This window comes from Streptococcus parasuis, from assembly GCF_021654455.1.
GTDB classification, from domain to species: domain Bacteria; phylum Bacillota; class Bacilli; order Lactobacillales; family Streptococcaceae; genus Streptococcus; species Streptococcus parasuis.
Genome location: NZ_AP024276.1, coordinates 1,168,342 through 1,189,009, shown reverse-complemented (window position 1 = coordinate 1,189,009; position 20,668 = coordinate 1,168,342). Strand labels below are relative to the sequence as shown.

General features: G+C 38.2%; 25 protein-coding genes and 5 pseudogenes. 25 read left to right on the top strand and 5 right to left on the bottom strand.

Going from position 1 to position 20,668, the window contains the following annotated elements; all coding sequences use genetic code 11:
- Positions 1-61 precede the first annotated feature (61 nt).
- From L6410_RS05985 to L6410_RS05975, 3 genes are read left to right on the top strand one after another with little or no spacing between them, the layout of a single operon-like run.
- The gene (locus L6410_RS05985) at positions 62-403 is read left to right on the top strand and encodes a LytR/AlgR family response regulator transcription factor (protein WP_222381070.1); all 342 of its coding nucleotides are present in this window, start codon (positions 62-64) and stop codon (positions 401-403) included.
- A 1-nt stretch (position 404) separates the two neighbouring features.
- The gene (locus L6410_RS05980) at positions 405-1,145 is read left to right on the top strand and encodes a response regulator transcription factor (RefSeq protein WP_222381069.1); all 741 of its coding nucleotides are present in this window, start codon (positions 405-407) and stop codon (positions 1,143-1,145) included.
- A 10-nt stretch (positions 1,146-1,155) separates the two neighbouring features.
- Complete coding sequence (locus L6410_RS05975; protein WP_237395092.1) at positions 1,156-2,502, top strand: GHKL domain-containing protein; 1,347 nt, start codon at positions 1,156-1,158, stop codon at positions 2,500-2,502.
- A 135-nt stretch (positions 2,503-2,637) separates the two neighbouring features.
- On the opposite strand, the gene tnpA is transcribed toward L6410_RS05975, so the two are convergent.
- The 4 genes and pseudogenes from tnpA to L6410_RS05955 all read right to left on the bottom strand — a co-directional run bounded on the left by tnpA (position 2,638) and on the right by L6410_RS05955 (position 7,091).
- On the bottom strand, positions 2,638-3,102 hold the full coding sequence (gene tnpA, locus L6410_RS05970; RefSeq protein ID WP_029172398.1) for an IS200/IS605-like element ISSsu4 family transposase: 465 nt from the start codon (positions 3,100-3,102) through the stop codon (positions 2,638-2,640).
- 208 nt (positions 3,103-3,310) lie between these two features.
- A complete protein-coding gene (locus tag L6410_RS05965; RefSeq protein WP_237395091.1) occupies positions 3,311-3,466 on the bottom strand; it encodes a ComC/BlpC family leader-containing pheromone/bacteriocin in 156 nt (51 codons plus the stop codon).
- Between the two features lie 98 nt (positions 3,467-3,564).
- Positions 3,565-4,926: pseudogene (locus L6410_RS05960) on the bottom strand (bacteriocin secretion accessory protein).
- Between the two features lie 11 nt (positions 4,927-4,937).
- Complete coding sequence (locus tag L6410_RS05955) at positions 4,938-7,091, bottom strand: peptide cleavage/export ABC transporter (RefSeq protein ID WP_024404830.1); 2,154 nt, start codon at positions 7,089-7,091, stop codon at positions 4,938-4,940.
- 303 nt (positions 7,092-7,394) lie between these two features.
- Between L6410_RS05955 and L6410_RS05950 the strand changes: the two genes are divergently transcribed.
- From L6410_RS05950 to L6410_RS05880, 15 genes and pseudogenes are all read left to right on the top strand, one after another.
- The gene (locus tag L6410_RS05950; protein WP_024404831.1) at positions 7,395-7,580 is read left to right on the top strand and encodes a hypothetical protein; all 186 of its coding nucleotides are present in this window, start codon (positions 7,395-7,397) and stop codon (positions 7,578-7,580) included.
- Positions 7,581-7,609: 29 nt separating this feature from the next.
- Positions 7,610-7,816: a hypothetical protein gene (locus L6410_RS05945; protein ID WP_024404832.1), complete on the top strand. Its 207-nt coding sequence runs from the start codon at positions 7,610-7,612 to the stop codon at positions 7,814-7,816.
- A gap of 14 nt (positions 7,817-7,830) precedes the next feature.
- A complete protein-coding gene (locus tag L6410_RS05940) occupies positions 7,831-8,028 on the top strand; it encodes a hypothetical protein (protein ID WP_237395090.1) in 198 nt (65 codons plus the stop codon).
- 35 nt (positions 8,029-8,063) lie between these two features.
- Positions 8,064-8,672: a CPBP family intramembrane glutamic endopeptidase gene (locus L6410_RS05935; protein ID WP_024404834.1), complete on the top strand. Its 609-nt coding sequence runs from the start codon at positions 8,064-8,066 to the stop codon at positions 8,670-8,672.
- Positions 8,673-9,304: 632 nt separating this feature from the next.
- Positions 9,305-9,520: a hypothetical protein gene (locus L6410_RS05930; protein ID WP_024404835.1), complete on the top strand. Its 216-nt coding sequence runs from the start codon at positions 9,305-9,307 to the stop codon at positions 9,518-9,520.
- An 8-nt stretch (positions 9,521-9,528) separates the two neighbouring features.
- A complete protein-coding gene (locus L6410_RS05925; RefSeq protein WP_024404836.1) occupies positions 9,529-9,747 on the top strand; it encodes a hypothetical protein in 219 nt (72 codons plus the stop codon).
- 858 nt (positions 9,748-10,605) lie between these two features.
- Positions 10,606-11,397 (top strand): annotated as a pseudogene (gene ltrA, locus L6410_RS05920) (group II intron reverse transcriptase/maturase); the annotation flags it as partial.
- 39 nt (positions 11,398-11,436) lie between these two features.
- Positions 11,437-12,493, top strand: a protein-coding gene (locus tag L6410_RS05915) for an IS630 family transposase (RefSeq protein ID WP_419579990.1) whose coding sequence is annotated in 2 segments (ribosomal slippage) — positions 11,437-11,901 and positions 11,903-12,493 — 1,056 coding nt in all. Because the reading frame shifts where the segments join, the coding sequence is not laid out codon by codon here.
- A 2-nt stretch (positions 12,494-12,495) separates the two neighbouring features.
- Positions 12,496-12,972 (top strand): annotated as a pseudogene (locus L6410_RS05910) (group II intron maturase-specific domain-containing protein); the annotation flags it as partial.
- 276 nt (positions 12,973-13,248) lie between these two features.
- A complete protein-coding gene (locus tag L6410_RS05905; protein WP_153309315.1) occupies positions 13,249-13,425 on the top strand; it encodes a ComC/BlpC family leader-containing pheromone/bacteriocin in 177 nt (58 codons plus the stop codon).
- Between the two features lie 38 nt (positions 13,426-13,463).
- Complete coding sequence (locus tag L6410_RS05900; protein ID WP_172103805.1) at positions 13,464-14,129, top strand: CPBP family intramembrane glutamic endopeptidase; 666 nt, start codon at positions 13,464-13,466, stop codon at positions 14,127-14,129.
- Between the two features lie 21 nt (positions 14,130-14,150).
- Positions 14,151-14,312, top strand: a complete 162-nt coding sequence (locus L6410_RS05895) for a hypothetical protein (protein ID WP_172103806.1) — start codon at positions 14,151-14,153, stop codon at positions 14,310-14,312.
- 47 nt (positions 14,313-14,359) lie between these two features.
- Positions 14,360-14,527: a hypothetical protein gene (locus L6410_RS05890; RefSeq protein ID WP_172096805.1), complete on the top strand. Its 168-nt coding sequence runs from the start codon at positions 14,360-14,362 to the stop codon at positions 14,525-14,527.
- A 16-nt stretch (positions 14,528-14,543) separates the two neighbouring features.
- Positions 14,544-14,684 carry a hypothetical protein gene (locus L6410_RS05885; protein WP_172096806.1) on the top strand — a complete coding sequence of 47 codons (141 nt, stop codon included), beginning with the start codon at positions 14,544-14,546 and terminating at the stop codon, positions 14,682-14,684.
- 29 nt (positions 14,685-14,713) lie between these two features.
- Positions 14,714-15,337, top strand: a complete 624-nt coding sequence (locus L6410_RS05880) for a CPBP family intramembrane glutamic endopeptidase (protein ID WP_172103807.1) — start codon at positions 14,714-14,716, stop codon at positions 15,335-15,337.
- A 360-nt stretch (positions 15,338-15,697) separates the two neighbouring features.
- Here L6410_RS05880 and L6410_RS05875 read toward each other — a convergent pair.
- A pseudogene (locus tag L6410_RS05875) lies at positions 15,698-15,853 on the bottom strand (cysteine peptidase family C39 domain-containing protein); the annotation flags it as partial.
- Positions 15,854-16,155: 302 nt separating this feature from the next.
- Between L6410_RS05875 and L6410_RS05870 the strand changes: the two are divergent.
- From L6410_RS05870 to L6410_RS05840, 7 genes and pseudogenes are all read left to right on the top strand, one after another.
- On the top strand, positions 16,156-16,413 hold the full coding sequence (locus tag L6410_RS05870; RefSeq protein ID WP_172096808.1) for a Blp family class II bacteriocin: 258 nt from the start codon (positions 16,156-16,158) through the stop codon (positions 16,411-16,413).
- A 10-nt stretch (positions 16,414-16,423) separates the two neighbouring features.
- Positions 16,424-16,615, top strand: coding sequence for a class IIb bacteriocin, lactobin A/cerein 7B family (locus L6410_RS05865; RefSeq protein WP_172103808.1), 192 nt, complete (start codon positions 16,424-16,426; stop codon positions 16,613-16,615).
- An 840-nt stretch (positions 16,616-17,455) separates the two neighbouring features.
- Positions 17,456-18,481: a thioredoxin family protein gene (locus L6410_RS05860; protein WP_237395089.1), complete on the top strand. Its 1,026-nt coding sequence runs from the start codon at positions 17,456-17,458 to the stop codon at positions 18,479-18,481.
- 3 nt (positions 18,482-18,484) lie between these two features.
- A complete protein-coding gene (locus L6410_RS05855) occupies positions 18,485-19,180 on the top strand; it encodes a CPBP family intramembrane glutamic endopeptidase (RefSeq protein WP_237395088.1) in 696 nt (231 codons plus the stop codon).
- 29 nt (positions 19,181-19,209) lie between these two features.
- Positions 19,210-19,362, top strand: coding sequence for a hypothetical protein (locus tag L6410_RS05850; protein WP_153309318.1), 153 nt, complete (start codon positions 19,210-19,212; stop codon positions 19,360-19,362).
- Positions 19,363-19,855: 493 nt separating this feature from the next.
- Positions 19,856-20,062: pseudogene (locus tag L6410_RS05845) on the top strand (ISAs1 family transposase); the annotation flags it as partial.
- Positions 20,063-20,288: 226 nt separating this feature from the next.
- Positions 20,289-20,597 (top strand): hypothetical protein, encoded by a 309-nt coding sequence (locus L6410_RS05840; protein WP_222381062.1) that lies wholly within the window; start codon positions 20,289-20,291, stop codon positions 20,595-20,597.
- The last annotated feature ends 71 nt before the right edge of the window (positions 20,598-20,668 follow it).

Genomic DNA, 20,668 nt, shown 5'->3' with positions numbered 1-20,668 from the left:
TAGGATTTGAAGGAAAAATGATTTTGCTCCTATGCTATAGTGTTCATAGGAGGAAATAGCTATGAACTTTATGATTATCAAAGTCAAGGATGAAACAAAGAAAGTGCTGCTGTCAGATATACTATATATCATATCGCATCCATCTAAGCCACATTACATTCAAATTGTGACTGAGAAAGAGATTTATGATTGTTTACAAAAGCTACAAAACATAGAGGAAATGTATCCAGAATATTTTATTAGATGTCATCGTTCTAGTCTAGTTAACCGTTCAAAAATTAAGGTTATCAATTCTCGAGAAAAACGTATTTTTCTTGGAGAAAAAGGAGAACATTGCCTTACTTTTTCAAGACGTCGTTATCAGGACATACTGCGTCAGTGGATTAACAAAGGAGGAATGTAGCATGAATATCTTTGTATTGGAAGATGATTTTAAGCAACAAGCGAGAATTGAGAAGATTATTACTAAGCTGTTAGAAAAGCACAACATCGTTCCGAAAAAATTTGAAATTTCAGGAAAACCTCATCAGCTACTTCAAGCAATAGAAGAAAAAGGAGTACATCAGCTCTTCTTTTTAGATATTGAGATTAAGGAAGACGAACTAAAAGGACTTCAAGTCGCTAAACAAATTAGAGAGATTGACCCTTATGCTAGTATTGTTTTTGTGACAACACACTCCGAGTTTATGCCCTTATCTTTCAGGTACCAGGTATCTGCCCTAGATTATATTGATAAAGAACTTGGAGCTACTGAATTTGAATCGCGAATAGAAGCTGCTTTATTTCATGTTTATGGTAAGAATCATAAAGCAGTGGCGGAGGATTCATTTTATTTTAAATCTAAATATGCCCAAGTACAGTACCCCTTTAATGAAGTTTACTACATCGAGACTTCTCCACGTCCTCATCGTGTTATCCTTTACACCAAAACAGACCGAATGGAGTTTACAGCAAGTTTATCAGATATTCTGAAACAAGATAAGCGACTGTTACAATGTCATCGTTCATTTGCAATCAATCCGAGGAATGTTGTTAAGGTTGATCGGCAAGAAAAGCAGGTCTATTTTCCAAATAGCTCTACCTGTCTTGTCTCAAGGCAAAAGCTAGAATCAACTTTAGCTGTTATTGATAGACTGCATAGATAAAGGAGAAAGGATGTCTGTTTTAAACTATATTATTGAATCCGTTGTTTCATTGGGTTCACTCATTGTTCTCTTTTTTAGTGTTAACCGCCTAAAGTATTCCATCCGTTCAATCCTCTTGGTCATTCTGCTCAGAGTATCCGTTGCAGCCCTTTTCGCGACTTTAAGTCAGTTATTTTCAAGTCAATTTTTATCTTATTTTGACACCCCTTTGTATGGTTTTCTCCTAGCCATGATATTGCTGCGGCCCTTACCGAAGACCCTTTTGATTTTCTATGGTCTACTGCCCTTTACCTTAGAAAATCTCTTTTATCGCATGGTGTCCTATTTTGTTTTACCTTTATTGGGGCAGTCATCGGGAATTATAGAAGATACACCAACTTTTATTCTCGTTAATTTCTTGTCTATATCGGCTGCTCTTTTCTTTTTAAAATGGCTAAAGTATGACTTTGTCAAGTTAAGAACAGACAATCTTGTAACTGAAGACAAACGGCTACTCTATCTGACCAACTGGGTGATGGTTGCGTATTACATCTTGATACAGACCTTGACTTATTTAGAGTATGACATCGGATTGCCGACCATGGCTCATCGTCAATTTATTCTAGTGACCTATCTTGTTATCTTCATGGGAATTATCAAACAACTTGATTTCCATTTGCGAAAAAAGCTACAAGAACAGCTTGATTTTCAACAAGCCTTGCAGCTCAAAAGCTTGGAAGATTATAGTAAGCAAGTTGAGGATCTTTATCGTGAAGTGAAATGTTTTAGGCATGATTATGCTAATCTGATGACCACATTACGCTTGGCTATTGAAGATAATGACATTGAGCAAATAAGGGACATTTACCAAACAGTATTAAACGATTCAAGTAAACAACTTCGAGCCAGTAAATATGACATCGGATGCTTGGTCAATATTGATAACTCCGGCTTGAAAAGTCTACTGGCCTCCAAGTTCTTACAGGCTAATGATAACAATATATCAGTTAGCTTGGAGGTGCCAGAAGTGATCAAACTGCAAGGAATGGAGTTGGTAGATTTTATCACAATAGTATCGATATTATGTGATAACGCCATAGAGGCTGCGATAAATGCAGCCAGTCCAAAGCTAACCATCGCTTTTTTGCTGGTCAATGATAAGCAGATGTTTATTATCGAAAATAACACCAAGGAAGAAAGAGTTGACCTTTCAGAGCTTTATGCCTTTGGTCATAGTTCTAAAGGCGAGGGCAGAGGTATTGGTCTATATAATGTCATGAAAATTCTAGAGCGTTACCCACTGATTTCGCTGAACACGACTAGTAAGGCTCATCTGTTTGGCCAATCTCTAGAAATTGACTTGTCATCGAAATCATGACCACCCGTCAAACGGGTGGTTTGAACAAGGGCTATAAGCCCACATCACCAGCCAGCGCCTAAAGACGGTGGCTTTCACTTTGTTCAAGCCTCACTGCTTTTGACTCGTCACTAGCCTCTTAAAGAGGCATTCGTACTACTTGCCATTATCCCTAAAGGGATCTTCATACTCTTTTACACTTAACTTATCAAGTGCTATATCATGTTTTTCCTGTTCTTGTATATATTTCTTTATTGTGGCTTCATTAAGTCCAACCGTACTTACATAGTATCCCTCTGCCCAGAAATGACGATTGCCAAATTTATATTTGAGATTAGCGTGTTTATCAAACATCATAAGAGCACTCTTACCTTTTAAATATCCCATAAAGCTTGATACACTTAATCTCGGAGGAATACTGACTAACATATGAACATGATCCGGCATCAGATGTCCTTCGATAATTTCTACGCCTTTATAACTACACAAACGTCGGAATATTTCTCCCAAACTACTTCGATATTGATTATAGATGATTTTTCGTCTATACTTAGGTGTGAAGACAATGTGGTACTTACACAACCACTTTGTATGTGATAAACTATGTGCCTTTTGTGCCATACTTTTCTCCTCTCGCTTTACAATAGGCTTGAACACCTTTATTGTATCGCGTTTGGAGTTTTTTTGGTATAACCTTCGTCGCGCACCCGCATAGCGGGTGGTTTATTTGTCACGTGTCACGCATCTTACGGAGCGTGACGGACTAAAAGTCACATAATAAAAAAAGTTGGACCGTGGGATTTAATCCCTCGGTCCAGATTTTTTGATGTTAGCCCAGTTTATATTTATTATTGCTGTCTATGGTTTGCTTTGACCTAGGAAAATATTTCATCCAATCACTCCACCAATCTCCCCCAGAGATGCGGTGAAGTTCTGAAGGAGAAAGCTCTGTGAATGCAGTGAGAGAAGTTCGATGCTTGGTCATATAAGGACCTCCTTTATATAAGTTTTAATTTATTATACACAAAATATGGCGATTTTTGACATTCAAATCCTGAACAGTCATTTAACTTTCCTAAATGGTTAATCATGGTTGGATAAAATTTTATCCTTGTAGTAATCAAAGTAAGTCTTCTTGGCAATGATACTTGTGACTCGACCCTGGAGACCGTACTGGATGACGTCGCTATGCTTGTCGGATAGTTGAGCCAAGGCAGTAACTTTGAAAAGATTCCCCTCCTCAGTTTTAGTAGCAGTTTTATCGATAGACTTAATTTTTCCAACAACAGTGATGCTTTGGTTGCCAACTTTTTCTAAGCTCAGGCGTACGTCTTGTTTTTCTTTGAGTAAGGCGACATGTTCTGAAGTCACGTAGTAAGTAATGAGGAATTCTTTGGTTTGATTGATATTGGGGTAAATCTGAGCGATTTCACTACCGCTTGGAATCAAAGACTTTCCTTCAAACTCACTATTGAGATGGATTACCCCTGTTTCAGGAGCTGTAATGGTATTGTTTTCTAGTCGGACGGATGCTTGCTCTAGCTGTGCCACTAGCTCTGTGATTTGCGTTTCAAGGGTGGTCAGCTGCTGAGAGGCCGATTGTAAAAACTGTGTTCTTAGGACCTAAACCTTTGTTACAAAGCTGTTATCATAGGTTGCAACAGAGCCAGTTCCAGCTCGTTGGATGTTCAGACTAGCTATGGATGATTCTAGCCCTGAGATACTTTGGTTGATTTGAGAAAGGTATTGATCAGTTAATCCTGTCTGGGAGTCTTGTTGGGATTGGGCTAAGAAATTGTTTAAGGTGGCTTGGTGTGGATTGTCAGCTGATAAACTGGTCTGTCTATTGGTAATGTCTTGACGAAGCTCCTCGTATTCTGCTATTTGGTGATAGATTTGATTGATTTGCGTGTCAATCGCAGCAATGGTATTACCTGCTAGGGCGGCCTGGTTACTCACCTCTGCATTGGTTTTGGAAATTCCTAGTTCGATGTCCTGTGACTGGGTGATAAAGTTGTTAAAAGTATTGATATAGCCAAATTCGTCCTCCCCTGTAAAGAGGTTCGTTCCCTGTGACAGGCTTTCTTTGAGGGTTTCAAGTCCAGTTTTCTGTCTATTTAGAGTGGCTAGCTGGGTTTCAAGGGCTTGTTTTTGGGAACTCTCCATAGTTTCAGCGTATTGGATGATGAGCTCATTCTTTTTAACCAGCTTGTTATTGGCTAGATTATTGGTTGTGATAGGGTTATTGCTGGTGGATTGGATGGAAGCGATGATTGTCGTCGGAGTAATTTCACCTCTTGATGTGACGGTAACCTCCTTTTGGGCAAAAAGGGAGAAGGTTAGAAGAAAGCCGACTAATAATATCAAGGGGACAATTAAGTGTGTCGCAAAATTATGGTAGCGCCGCTGGTAAAATTCAGCACTTTTGAACAAATTAGGGTTCATGCTTAGTCTCCTTACTTGCTAAATAGATGATGGTAGAAACCTTGTTTGGTCATCAATTCGTGATGTGAACCAGTCTCAATGACCTTCCCTTGGTCAAGAACGATAACTTGGTTGGTTCGCTCAGAAATACTGAGGCGGTGTGCGACAAAGATAATGGTCTTGTCTGCCATGGCCATTAAATTATCAATGACCTTTTTCTCCGTTAGCACATCAAGGCCGCTAGTGGCTTCATCAAGAATAAGAACAGGGGCTTTAGTCAGTAGAGCCCTAGCCAAAGCAATCCGTTGCTTTTGACCACCCGATAAGCCAGCTCCGTCAGACAATTCTGTTTGATAGCCCATAGGCATCTGCTCGATATCTTGTCGAATTTCAGCGATCTCACAAGCTCTGATAATATCTTCCTGACTAATCAGTTGATTAGCCCCTAAAGTCAAGTTTTCTAAGATTGAACCACTGAAGATATAAGCTTGTTGTGGGAGGTAGTTAATGTGTTGCCGAAGCGTCTTTTTATCAATTAGTTTAAGGTCATTGTTGTTGATGGTGATTCGACCCTTGTAAGGCTCAAAGAAATTGACAATCATCTTGGCCAAGGTTGTCTTTCCTGAGCCGCTAATTCCCACTAGACTGACCTTATCGCCTTGTTTGATGGTCAGATTGATATCCGATAGGGTGTCACGTCCGAAACCGTACTTATAGGAAAGGTCTTCAAAGCGAATATCGCCAGTCAGGAACTGTGAATCTGTTAAGGTCTGACTGTTACTGAATTCAGACTCAACCAGATAGACTTCATTCAGGCGATTGTTAGCCACCTTGGCAGACTGGAGCTTGGTTTGGAGGTTTATAATATTTTCTAAAGGATTGGTAAAATAAGATAGAAGGGTGTTGAAGGTGATCAGTTGTCCAACTGAAATGTGTCCGTTCATGACTAGCTGAGCCCCAAACCACAAGATGACAATATTTAGAATGAGCTGAGCTCCCTGTTTAAGGGTAGTTTGCAGGATAGAGTATTTACTGAGTTTGAAGGATTTGTCCAGGTAATCTACGAACTCGCTATCAATCTTCTGGTAGCGGCTTTCTTCGCTGGTCAAGGATTTGATGGTTTCAATGCCGTTGATGTCTTCGATAATGGCAGAGCTGACCATGGAATTGCTCTGCATAACATCGTTATTCATCTTCTCAAACGGCTTCATAAAAGCAAAAATAATGATGATGTAAATGGGAACTGAAATTAAGGAGAGCAGGAAGAGGTTGGTGTTTTGTACCAAAAGCACACCACCGACGATGGTCAAAATAGAGACATCAAGGAAGAGTGACAAAATGGTCGATGCCAGGGCATCAATGATTGAATTGGCATCTGTAAAGCGAGAGATAACCTCACCAGTCCGCCGCGTCGCGAAGAAGGACATGGGCAGTTCAAAGATATGACGGATATAGGAAAGAATCACATCAATACTTAGCCGCTGGCTGAGCACAGTCAAAAGGTAATCTCGTGAGAAACTCATCATCTGCTGGAGGATGTAGGTGATAATCAGGCCGATGGAGATAATCCCCAAGGTTGACTTCATTTGATTAGGAATGTATTCATCCAAAATCCCTTGCAGGTAGTAAGAACCACCAATATTGATAAGCGTCACCAAAAGGCTAGCCAAGACGATATAAAAGATAAGCGCACGTTGCCTGAAAATAAGAGGGAGAAAGCTCATCAGGCCGTTCTTTTTATCTTTGTGAGGCTTATAGCTGGGTTCTGGAGCCAGAAAGATAGCGACGCCTGTCCATTCAGAAGCAAACCGCTCCTTGGTCATCTTGGTGACTTTGACAGTAGGGTCAGGATCACCAATGATGAGGTGGTCTTTTTTGTTGTGATAGACCACATAGTAGTGTTGCAGTTTGCCTTCTTTATTGACGTGAACGATGAAGGGATAGGGAACATCATCCATATCAAAGAGGCTCATGTCAGCCTGGATGGCTCTAGTTTCAAAGCCCATCTCTTTGGCTGCTTTGACGATACCAAGTGCGGTCGTTCCTTCCTTATTGGTTTTGGCCAATTCTCTCAAATGAGCTAGGGAATAATCAGAACCATAAAACTTGGCAATAGAGGCTAAAGCAGCCACACCACAGTCTCTGGCATCGATTTGAGGAACAAAAGTTCGTTTGTAAGCTGTCATTTGTCAAATCCTTTCTTGTTAGTGACAAGACTATTATGACAAAAAAATCACAGAAAAAAATATCCAAATCTTAAATGGTCATCGAAACGTCCTGAATGGTAAAAAGATATTTCGGCTCTTCCTAAACAATACATACCTGAACGGTCGCTTTCCCTTCTTGAATGGTAAAATTTTCCCATTTAGGAAAGTTAAATGACTGTTCAGGAAATGGGGAAATTATTTTTTGAGAAAATGCTACACTAGACTTGTCAAGGTTGCAACAAGACGAAAGAAAAAATTAATATTATACTGGAGGTATTCATCATGAATACGAAGACGATGGAACAATTTGAACTAATTGATGATACTATACTTTGTATGGTAGAAGGTGGAGTAGCCTGGTGGGTTATACCTGCGGGTGTATTCGTATATGGTGTTGTGGCTGGATATACAGATGAGAAGTGTATTATGGACAATGGAAAACACTGGTATTGTGCCAAGTTACCTTAAATGCTTAAAGAAATGATGAGGAAAGCAAAATGAAACATCTAAAAATATTGTCAGATTTAGAATTAGAAAATATCAATGGTGCAGACACTCCTTGGGGAGATTTGCCTAATTATTTTAAATTGGGCGATAGTATTGGTAGGTGGCTAGCCCACAGACCTGATAAACCTAGTAGCCCGCCACCATTCTGTTATAACTATGGTTCAGCGTACCCAGCACCAGTTTTACCATGTCATTAAGAGGAGTAGGTAATATGGAAAATTTTAATAATATTAATTTAGATGATTTGGAAGTAATTTTGGGTGGAAACGGATATGGTTCAACACTTCATCCGAAAAATTGGTGGGCTTGGTTTGAAGAAAGCTTGAAAAATCCTGGTAAGGGAGGAACTTGTCCTGTGTGTGACTATTATACCCCTGCTTATCCGGGTAAAGTTTTACCTCAGTGTTAGAGAGATAATTATTTAGTAAATGGTAGGAAGTTTTTATGGCAAAGAGAATAAAATATTTAGTAATTGCTTTGATTTTCCCAATCATTTTTGGAATAGCAAGATTTGTTGTTAATCAGGGAGATTACAAATATCGCGAAATGCTAGTAGTTATAGTATGCCTGATATTTCTAATTGGAGCTATTAAGTATGCCCAGAGAGTGAATCTGATTGTGGTTCGCTTTCTAACAAAAAAAGAATGCATTCAGTTATTGCTATTATTATTATTGGATATTCTCTTTGTTTATATCTATGCAAGTATCTTTCATGTCTCTTCAAGAGCTTCGACTGCTTTTTCAGAGCAAAGAGTTACTGGTTACAGTATTTCATATATTTTATCAGTGTCAATTTTTGGTCCTATTGAAGAAGAGCTTATCTTTAGAGGTTTTATTCAAAATGGAGTATTCCAAAATTCAGTATTAGGACTAATCTTAACTTCCTGCTTATTTGCTTTTGTTCACGGTCCGGTAAACATGATTTCTTTCCTATTTTATGCAATCTCTGGAATAATTTATGGTATTTCCTATAAAGTAAGTGATAATTTATCTTTGCCAATTTTAAGTCATATTGGCTACAATAGCTTTGTTATACTAGTCTCTCTCTTGTAAATATTTTCAATTTTTACCAATGTGATTGAGGAGAGTTTTCAAAGATAAGGATTACGGTAGATTATTTGTGAGGAAAGGTAAGTATGATTGTATGAATCGATTTCTTAAATTGGCTCTTTATGGAGATTTATAGCTCTATCTGAGTGGCTATTTATTGGATAAGTATGGCTTAGAAAGTTGGGTATACTGCTTGAGTTTGGTTTTATCACTGTTGCTAATGTATTGGTAGATCAGCTTTTCTGGTCCAGTAAAACTTGATGTTTCTAATATTGTTTGTCGTCACACTAATATAAATTATTGGTGTGACTTTTGATTTGGTTTACCAATATCAATAAGTAACGATAAATTTTACCCATTTAGGAAAGTTAAATGACTGTTCAGGAAATGGGGAAATTATTTTTGAAGAAGTGCTATACTTAATTTGTCAAGGTTGCAACCCGTCAAAAAATTTGTATCTGGAGGTGGACAATGTTAAAGAGTAAAATTTACTATATTGCAAATATTCTTTACGGAATATTAATTTTTTCCATTGGTTTAGAATCAAAGGTAGTTATTTTTACTAGTTTAATGTCAATAGTTCTAGTAGTTTTTTCGATAATAGGACTTATAAAATCAAAACAAAAGGAGTAGATATGTTAGAATTAAATGTCGAAAAATTAGAGACGATTTCTGGAGGCGGAAATGTGAATGACTGTGTGAATGGTATTCTTGCCTCTGCTGGGGTCTTGGCAATTGCTGCTACAGGCCCTACAGGGTGGTTAGCACTTGCTGCTCTTGGTGGCGCAGCTGGTACCGCTGGTTTTGCCACTGGATGGTCATGTACTGCACTTTATTACAATGGAGACTAGGAGGAACAATGATGATAGCAGAAATTAAAGATGATATTTTAGAAAAAGTTTCAGGTGGAGGAAATGTATCAGATTGTTTTCTGTCCGCAAGTGGTGCACTAGGCACAATTGCTGGAGCTGGAGCAGTAACAGGTCCTATTGGTTGGGGTGTTGCTTTAGTGTCAGCAGCTGGTTTTGGATTTCTAACAGGATATAATTGTACTAAGTTATACTTTGAAGGAGATTAAATTTGGACAATAATGAAAATTTTTTAGATAGCTAAAAGATATTCATTATTGACAAATAACTATACTTCAGATACAGGTGTGATTTTAAAGACTGGGCAAAAATGTCCAGTCTTTTTTGTAGTACGACGGGCATGTCGTACATCTGAGGTGAAAGTCCTCTGCGGGCACCCGCTACCGGTGAACCCTATAGCGACTCCCAAGCCTGACTATCGTGAGGTAGCGGATTAAAACGGTCTGGGGAGAGACCGTTTTAAGTCTGACGCTAGAAACCAAGATCGTCAGAGGAAGGGATAGCGAAATCGTGGCGCTACGAACAGAAACGTGATACAAAGGCGTATATAGCGGATAAGGTGGCTACAAGCACCAAAGTCCAAAAAAGGTAGTCGTAACCTATATGCGTAAATCACGAGTGTAATTGAATTCGGACTAAGGTCAGTGTGAAAAAGATAATTCCTCCTAGAGTCACTGGACTCTTCGTCAGAATTCCTATTTTCACTTAGACCTTTTACGTCCTCATATCTTGTCTAAACGAGGAAAGATGTACGACTTATCCCGTGAGGTCTCATGAGCGTCAATAAGACGTAGTAACAACGAATCATGAGAAGTCAGCCGAGGTCATAGTAGCGATGAAATTTCTGTAATAGAGGTGGAGCGAAGGGCTGAATATTTCAACAGTCAGGGGAGTGACTGTTGAAAGTTTGACATTGAAAATAAAGGCTGTCAAACCGAAGTATACCTACTTCGATTGTGTCTGTAAAGAATGGTCTGATAGAACTGGAGATGGTCACGTATTGACTGGAAGAAAGCTCATCAATATAAGATATCCTACAGACACCGAAACAAGAAAGGAGTACGCACATGTCACAGTTATTAGATAATATCCTATCACGTTCAAATATGTTGGATGCTTACAATCAAGTTAGAGCCAATAAAGGTTCAGCAGGAATTGACGGCGTAACTATTGACGAAATAGATGACTATCTCCGCAAACACTGGCGTTCAACTAAAGAACTCATAAAGCAGAGAAAGTACAAACCACAGCCCGTTTTACGAGTTGAAATTCCCAAGCCTAACGGCGGAGTTCGCCAGCTAGGCATTCCAACGGTCATGGATAGAATGATACAACAAGCCATTGTCCAAGTCATTAGTCCTATCTGTGAACCCTATTTCTCTGATAAGAGCTACGGATTCAGACCCAATCGGTCCTGCGAACATGCCGTTATCCAGTTATTAGAATACCTTAATGACGGCTATGAGTGGATAGTAGACATAGACCTTGAGAAGTTCTTCGATACCGTTCCTCAAGATAGACTGATGTCACTTGTTCATAACATTATCCAAGATGGAGATACAGAATCTTTAATTCGTAAGTACCTTCATTCAGGTGTAGTCATCAACGGACAACGGTATAAAACACTAGTTGGAACTCCACAGGGAGGAAACCTATCACCGCTCCTGTCCAATATCATGCTTAATGAGCTAGATAAAGAGTTGGAACGCTTCGTTCGCTACGCAGATGACTGCGTCATCACAGTCGGTAGTGAGGCGGCGGCTAAACGTGTGATGCATTCAATTAGTCGTTATATTGAAAAACGATTAGGTTTGAAAGTCAACATGACCAAGACCAAGATTGTGAGACCGAGCAAATTAATACTTAACAAAAATCAAAAATAGCGATATGATAGTATTATGACAAAAGAATTTACCCAGACACAAGTTGAAGAATTAAAGCAAGCACTTAAAAACAAAAATAATGCTCCGCATCATAGAAAAATACAGGCACTCATTCTTTATTCTGAATGCCATAATTTAACATCCGTAGCTAAATCGGTAGGTTTTGTCCATCAGACAGTCCGAAACTTATTGAATCGCTATCTAAATGGTGGCTTAGAGGCCCTATTAAAGGAAAATCGTGGTGGTCGCCGCCGTTCGTATATGACGCATGAGGAGGAAGAAGTTTTCCTTAAAGAGCATCTCTCTTCCTCTTTGAATGGAGAATTCGTTACCGTTAATACCCTCTTTAAAGCTTATCAAGAGAGAGTTGGGCACAAGACAACCCGAGAAGGTTTCTATGCTCTCCTGAAACGTCATGGTTGGCGTAAAGTTAGCCCACGTCCCCAACATCCGAAAAAAGCAGACGCCGAAACCATTTTAGCGTCTAAAAATAAAATCTTTATTCGAGGAGAGAACGAGTAAGCGCTTTATTGATGAGAAAGAATATCAAAAAATCCGCCTTATGTATCAAGATGAGGCGGGTTTCGGGCGTATCAGTAAACTTGGTTCGTGTTGGTCTCCAAAAGGTTATCGGCCTCACGTAGCAAGTCACCATATTCGTGAGTACCGCTATTGTTATGGAGCTGTGGATGCCCATACAGGTGACTCATTTTTCATCATAGCAGGTGGATGCAATAGTGATTGGATGAATGAGTTTTTACTCCAGTTATCAGCAGCTTATCCAGAGGATTATATTATTTTAGTCATGGATAATGCCATCTGGCATAAATCTCAGACCTTAAATATTCCTAAGAATATTGAATTTACATTCATTCCACCCTATACCCCTGAAATGAATCCTATTGAGCAAGTCTGGGCTGAGATTCGTAAACTTGGTTTCAAGAATAAAGTATTTAGGACGTTAAATGAGGTAATCGATAAACTTGAAGAGGTTATTCAAACCTTAACTGCTTATCAACTAAAATCAATTGTACATAGAGACTGGACTTCCGCTATTTTTGATTTTAACTGAGTATAAAGTACCTAGGATTTGGGTTCTGGAAATCATCTGAGGGCTGGAAAAGTCGTCCGCATCAGGATAGCGTACAGAGTTTCAAGAGAAAACTCAAGAAACTAACGGCCCGTAAGTGGAGTACTGACTTAGACAGCCGAATTGAACGACTAAACTGGGTCATCCGAGGTTGGATAAACTACTTTTCTATGACGAACATGAAATCAGTCATGGAAAGCATTGATGAACGACTAAGAACTCGAATAAGAGTTATTATCTGGAAACAATGGAAGAAGAAATCTAGGCGATTATGGGGACTTCTCAAATTAGGAGTACCGAAGTGGATAGCGGATAAAGTATCTGGCTGGGGAGACCATTATCAATTAGTGGCTCAGAGGTCTGTACTGAAACGTGCCATATCAAAACCAGTCCTCGCTAAACGTGGACTGGTTTCTTGCCTAGATTATTATCTAAAACGACATGCGTTAAAAGTTAGTTGAACCGCCGTGTGCCGAACGGCACGCACGGTGGTGTGAGAGGGACTAGAAATTAGTCCCTACTCGATCGCTCAAACTTATTAAGGATTATTCATCTGTATGGTCAACTTATATAAAAGATCACTTTACCTTCTTGAGTGGTAAAATTTTCCCATTTAGGAAAGTTAAATGACTGTTCAGGAAATGGGGAAATTATTTTTTGAAGAAGTGCTATACTAAACTTGTCAAGATTGCAACCCGACAAAATATAAAATCTATATCATAAAGGAGGTATTCGAGATGAATACAAAGAAAATGGAACGATTTAACACACTTAACTCTGAGGCCCTTGCAACTGTTCAAGGTGGTGAGGGAGGATGGTTTCTCCCATTGTTACCAACTTATAGTCAAATTTTATCTAGTATTTGCGGTCTTGCAGATGGGTTGAAAGGTAGAAAGCATAAAGGAAGTTGCTAGAAAGTAGCTAGCTACAAGTAATAGATAGGAAAAGCAAAATGAGGTTACTAAAACTATGTGGTTTGATTGTGTTAACAATCTTCTTAAGTTTAGTGGTACAAATTCCAATTTATTTAGGGATTAATATGTTTAAAGGGAGTGTTGTTCTTAAAATAACGATTTTGTTAATAGCTTTCTTGCTGTTATTGGGATGCTTATCACTGGTCAAAGTCAAGTGTTTTCCTAATATCCCTGTTAAAAAATATCTCTCTTTGAGAACGACTGTAGGTTGGACGCTATTATCATTCTTGTTAATTATTGGGATTAAATCGATGTTGATAGGTTTCGGCTTGGATTTGGCTTCTGCTAACAATGACGATATCGTGCAACAATTCAATTCACCCAATATGTTGGTTATGCTAGTGGCTCTTCATTTCACAGGTCCAATTCTTGAAGAAGTTGTCTTTAGGGGGATTTTTCAAGAGAGTCTTATGAGATTAAACCCAACTCAAAAATACCTTCCTATCTTCCTCTCATCATTTCTTTTTGCTTATGCCCATACCTATGTACTATCTGCTAATTTACTGGATTATTTTATAAGCGGCCTCCTTTTTAGTGTCTTATATTGTAAACAAAGACAATTACGAGATAGCATATTTGCTCATATTTTAACAAATTCACTCATCACTGTGTCATATATTATAGCAGGACTACTGCTGAAATAATTTTAATAGCGGAGAAAAACAATGAAAACTAAACATTTTAAAACTTTGACGACATCTGACTTGCAATACATCAATGGCGGTGACAATGAATCATATGATTTTTGGTACAGAATCGGGAAAAATACTCGTAAAGCCATCAATGCAGTAGGTAAAGCTATCTGTGGAGTTGCCCCTTGGTGCTAATAAATATGAATTACCTTTAAAATTAAGAAAAAAGGAGGTATTTAATTATGAATACAAAAACAAACCCAAAATTCGATCAATTGAATCTAGATTCTCTTGCCGATATTACTGGCGGAAAGTCGAACGACTATTGTACGGGACAAATTTGGGGAAGAATATTTGCTAAAAAGGTTCTAGGCCAAAGAATTGTTCCAAGTGATTATATTTGTCGTTAGAGAGGAGTAATCAATTATGAAGTATGATAAGTTTAATTCAATCTCAGAATATCATCTTGAAAAAATTAATGGCGGTTTCGACCCTTTTAAAGGGTTGAGAGATATGTGGAATGGTTTTATAGATGGTATTGGTAGTGTTATCCGGAAACGAAAATAAAAAATGATGTTGTAGGAGGAATTCAGAACATGGGGGAGACTACTACTGGTTTTAAAAATAACCATATTTATGCTCTTGCAATCTTACTGTTATATGTATTTGGAGTGGGATTTATCAAGAGTGAGTTGTTGTTCGATCTTTCAGTCTTACTTATTGGCTGTGTAACGCTTATATTGCTGTACTATCAGGGATATGGGAAAATATTTCAGTTAGATAAAATTAGTAGAAGACCAATACTGGCTATTTGTTTAGGTTTTGTTGCCTTGACCATTTGGTCAATCATTGTGAATCGTCTCTTTCCTGTACCAGAAAATCAAAAGCTTCTCGATACTTATAGTGGAACAGGATTAGAATTATATCTCTTTTATATTTATGGAATTTTCATCGGTCCAATTAGCGAAGAACTTGTGTTTCGTGCCTTGATTATTAAAAATTTGGAACGTTTTAGAAGTATAGGCTTGGACCTCTTGGTGTCAGCAGTATTTTTCTCCCTTGCTCATACAGTTCTTCAGGGCATTAAATTATCTGATTTTGTTGTTTATTTTGGAATAGGTCTGATTTACGGTACTCTATTTAAGCGTTCGAAAACGATTTATCCTGCCCTAATCCTACATATTATTTGGAATGCTTGGCTCTTCTGGGTTTCTAGTTAGTATTATCTATAAGGTCTCTTAAAACCGCAATGTCTATTATTTTTTAGATATTGTGGTTTTTATTTGTAACGATATAATCATAATTTATAAGGGCACCTCTATAAACTCCCAAAATTGCGAATTTGGAGTTACGAAAACCTTGTTAAATCAACATTTTAAATTTTAGAAAATTAGTTTTTAGAGGTCCCCATAAAAATTTTACGAGGAGAAAAGAAATGCTCTCTGAGAAACCATTATAGAGAATATCTTGAGGGATAATTTCTGTTTGGCATGGATATTTTCCCATTCAAGACGTTTCGATAACTGTTTAGGATTTGCGTGATATTTTTCTCGTAAAAATTATAGAATAAGATTATTAATAACAGCGGTCGTTCCTTCCTTATTGGTTTTGGCCAACTCTCTCAAATGAGCTAGGGAATAATCAGAGCCATAAAACTTGGCAATAGAGGCTAAAGCAGCCACACCACAGTCTCTGGCATCGATTTGAGGAACAGAGGTTCGTTTGTAAGCTGTCATTTGACAAATCCTTTCTTGTTAGTGACAATACTATTATGACAAAAAATCAAAGAAAAAAATGTCCAAATCTTAAATGGTCATCGAAACGTCCTGAATGGGAAAAAGATATTTCGGCTCTTCCTAAATAATACATACCTGAACGGTTATTTTATCTTCTTGAACGGTAAAATTTTCCCATATAGGAAAGTTAAATGACTGTTCAGGAAATGGGGAAATTATTTTTTGAAGAAGTGCTATACTAGACTTGTCAAGGTTGCAACCCGACAAAATATAAATCTATATCATAAAGGAGGTATTTAATTATGAATACAAAAACAATCGAACAATTCAACGTGATTAGTACTGATACTCTTGCTACTGTAGAGGGTGGTTTTTCAGATAGAGATTGCGTAAATGCGATATTTGGTACTGCAATTACAACAGCGGGAGCAGGCTTTGTGGGTGGTATGGCAACATTTGGTGTAACTTCCTTGCCGGGAGCATTTGTAGGATTTCATGTTGGAGCAATAGCTGGTGGTCTTGTATGTGTAGGTGGTAAAATTGGAAGTAAGTTTGGATAAGGAGAAGGTAATGGATCTTATTGTTTATCAAGAAATCAATGCAGAAGAGTTATGTGGGATCCTTGGAGGTGGTAACCTTGGTGCTGCAGTAGGCGGCTGTTTAGGTGGTATGTTATTGGCTTGGGCAGGGGGGCCGGTAACAGGATTGGGCTATGCAGTTGTTTGTGGTACTGCTGGATTGGCGACCTATTATTACTTTTGATGATAAATTAATCATTTACCTAATGATTAACACCCTGCCTTACGTTTTTCTGAAAAAGATTTTCCCGAATAAAAAACAGATGATGGATAGATTAATGCTAGCCTCATTATGTATAACTGCTTGGTTGTTATTATAGAACTTATAATAATTAAATATTATATTGAAGTAAGCCACTCTAAAGAAATTTACTCATCACTTGTAGGACAAACATTTTTGGGGATAAGAATTTAATAATTTGAATGGTAACCTCTTCAAGAAATTTCTAAATGGAGCTTATTCTCTCCAATTTGGTTACTTACCATTATTATTGATTTCATTCTTGTTTTTTGCGTCGAATGTTAGATATTTATATTGTCACCCAAGTTATCGTAGTTATAATTGCTATTGTTAGTACGATAATCGTTATTAGGAGTACGAGAAGGGCTAAACGAGAAATCAGTTATTCATTAAAGAGGATGCAACTTATATTTATCTTTATTACTGGAGTTATGGGGACACTAGGTATCTTTAGAGGATTGTTTGCGCTTGAATTTTATCAGAGATTTATTGGTTACTTATAAGCAATAATTTGTTTAATTATCATGTCTCTATTTATATTAGGTTTGAAATACTATATTGATAAGAAATAGAGATGCCTAAGCTTATTTAACATCATAAAGCTAATCGCAAGCAAAATTAATAGAAGGAGCGGAGATAAAAATCCGTTCCTTTTCAACTAAGAATAACATTAAGACACTTTAAAAAAACATTCAGGACGTTTCGATGACTGTTTAGGATTTGCGCGATATTTTTCTCGTAAAAATTATAGAATAAGATTATCAATAACAAAGGAGTTTCATCATGAAGAAAACACTATTCAAATCACTACTTTTAAGTACAGCGGCTTTGGCGGTTTTGGTTACTAGTTCTGTTTTGGCTGACAGTTCTGAAACTAATGCATTAGAAGCACAGAGTCCTTCTCTATTGGCAGAACAGCCATCTAGCCAAACAACACCTGATCAGACAGGTGAAGCTACAACCGGTGAGGAACTTGCAGAAGTGACCAGCGAGGAGTATGCGACAAATGTCGCTGATTTTAAGAAGGTAACTATTGACGATGTTCATGCAGCTTTTACGGCTGACGGTTTGGAACACACCTTGTATTTCGGTCGTGGAACCTGTTACTATTGCCGTCAATTTTCACCAGACTTGAAGGAGTTTAATCAGCTGATTGCTGGTCAGTTGGAGTATTACGATACAGATAGTGCAGATGATGAGGCTAAAGAGTTCTTGTTCAAAACAGTCGGTATCCCTGGAACGCCAACCATTCTCTACCTTAAAAATGGTCAGCCTGTTTCTGGATGGGTCGGTGGAGGAGTTAATGCTCAGCAACTTTACGACTACCTCTATCTTGGAAAATCACCTGAACAACCTGCAGAAGAGCTTGAGAATGGTGAACAGAATACAACCAATCAAGAGGAAGGGACACAGTCAGGTACTGCTTTTGATAATCAAGCTAACACTGAGGAGATTTCGAATCAAGAGTTGTCTGAAACCGACTCTTCCTCTGATAAAACCAAGGCTGATTCTTCAGAACAATCCAAAGAGGTTACAGATAGATCTATAGAAAATGTCAGTACCAAAGATGAGAGTCTCAAAGTTGATGGTAAAGAGCAAGAAAATCAAGAAGAAACCTTGATTAAGCCAGTAAGCTCCACATCACAGGTCACACCACTAGCAAGTCGTGTTACTGGAGTTTCTGGAGCCACAACTTTGCCTAGAACTGGAGAGGTTAATTCGATTAATCTTGTGCGTATCGGTCTAGCCTTCTTGCTAGCTTCGGGATTCACAGGCATCAGTCGTTTGAGAACTAAGCAGGAGGGTTAGATAATGCAACGTTTTAAAAATATACTGAAGTTTATTGGGCTAATCTTTCTTACCTTAAGTGTCAATATCTTTCCAATGAGATTGATTGCTACTCAGGAGACAACGCCAACTTATATACAGTGGCTTGCTAGTCTAGGTTATTTATTGGTTACTGGTATCGTCCTTGTTCTTGTTTGGAAAAAATATAAAAACAAGGATGAAAAGGAAAAATTACCCTTTAGCTGGAAAGACTTTGGAATTGCTCTTCTCTTTTATCTTGCTACTCGTCTAGTAGCCATTGGTGGGACCTTTTTAATTCAAATGGTCACGGCTAATGCAACATCAGCAAATGATGCAGCCTTGATGGCAACCAATGAGCAGCTTAGCCGGATGTTCCCTTTATACTTTGTAGCCTTTCATCTTGCAATTGGTATCTTTGCTCCTATCTTGGAAGAACTTGTGTTCAGAGGATTCTTTGGTCGTTATTTTTTCAAAAACAATCGTAAGTGGTTGAAATTGACTGTGAGCTCTTCCATTTTTGCATTGTTACATATATTCTATCCAATCGAGTTTATTGTGTATTTCCTGTTAGGAGCAATTTTTTACTTGGCATACGCTCGTCGTGAAAACATTGTCGATTCGATTGTTGTGCATCTACTGAATAACGGATTACTGGTTATTGTATCTGTTGTTAATTATCTTATTCTAATGCTTGGTTAATAATAATTTTATAGAAGGAGGCATATTAGATGCTTAAAGAACTAGATCTCTCTCAACTGTCCCATATTTCAGGCGGAAGCCTTCGACCACCACTATATGGAATCGGAACAATTAAACCAATTAAATATCCGAAGCCGATTCCTATACCAAAGCCCATTTTACCACCAGCTGAAATCATGTAAGGTTATTACAATCTAGGCGATAGAGCAGTTTGCTTTATCGCTTTTTTATATGTACGACGGGCATGTCGTACATCTGAGGTGAAAGTCCTCCGTGGACACCCGCTACCGGTGAACCCCAAAGCGACTCCCAAGCCTGACTATCGTGAGGTAGCGGATTAAAACGGTCTGGGGAGAGACTGTTTTAAGTCTGACGCTAGAAACCAAGACCGTCAGAGGAAGGGATAGCGAAATCGTGGCTCTACGAACAGAAACGTGATAACAAGGCATATATAGGGGATGAGGGGGCATATAAGTCTAAAGTCCAAAAAAGGTAGTCGTAACCTATAGACGTAAATCACGAGAGTAAACGAGGAAAGATGTACGACTTATCCCGTGAGGTCTCATGAGCGTCAAAGACGTAGTAACAACGAATCATGAGAAGTCAGCCGAGGCCATAGTAGCGATGAAACTTCTGTAATAGAGGTGGAGCGAAGGGCTGAACAATTAACCGAAGTATTGGTTGTTAGATGTAGTTTACAGAGAAGATAAGAACCAAACATTAGATAAACGAGCCGCCTTCAATTTGAATGCTATTCGTAAAGTTTGTCTTCATCACTTACAAATGATGACCTTCCCTAAGGAGAAATTGAGTTACCGCCGTAAACAACGCTATATTTCTGTCCATTTGGAGGATTATTTGCCACAATTATTTGGACATTGAGGATAAAGGTGGTTGTAAAAAGGTAGATACCAAGTTTAAAGCGGTTATTTCCGGGGACAAAAGGAGAGATGAAAGTTTTCATGCGTACGGCGTGTTTGAAAAGTGAAAGCGCTTGACTGAAGGAGGAAAAAATACTATAATAATAGAGAACGGACTAAGTTTTCTTAAGCTATCTCTTCATTTTTAGGAGAATATAATCAAGAAGAAAAGAATTATAACTGCTCTTATGAGTCTTGCTATTTTTTCTAGTATTATTGGAACAGCAGCTCCAGTACTTGCAGCCTCTGGTAATTGGAAATCGGTTATCCAATGGGATGCAAATGGTGTTTCTGAAACAGGTACTGTAAACCGTTCAGACTCAACGACCTTTACTTTAAAAGTAATGCGGGCAAATGGGGATACTATTGGTAGCAAGACGGTTCGTATAGGAAAGAATAAAAGTGATGTTCACATATGTTGGGGTCAACCAGCATTAGATAGATATGGAGAAGTGATTACTTCTAGTACATCCTATGACCCTTGGTTTAATAGCTAAAACATTAATATGATTTATTAGCTTGTTTAAATAGAAAACGTAGTCTGTTTTATAGTTATAGCGATCTTTAA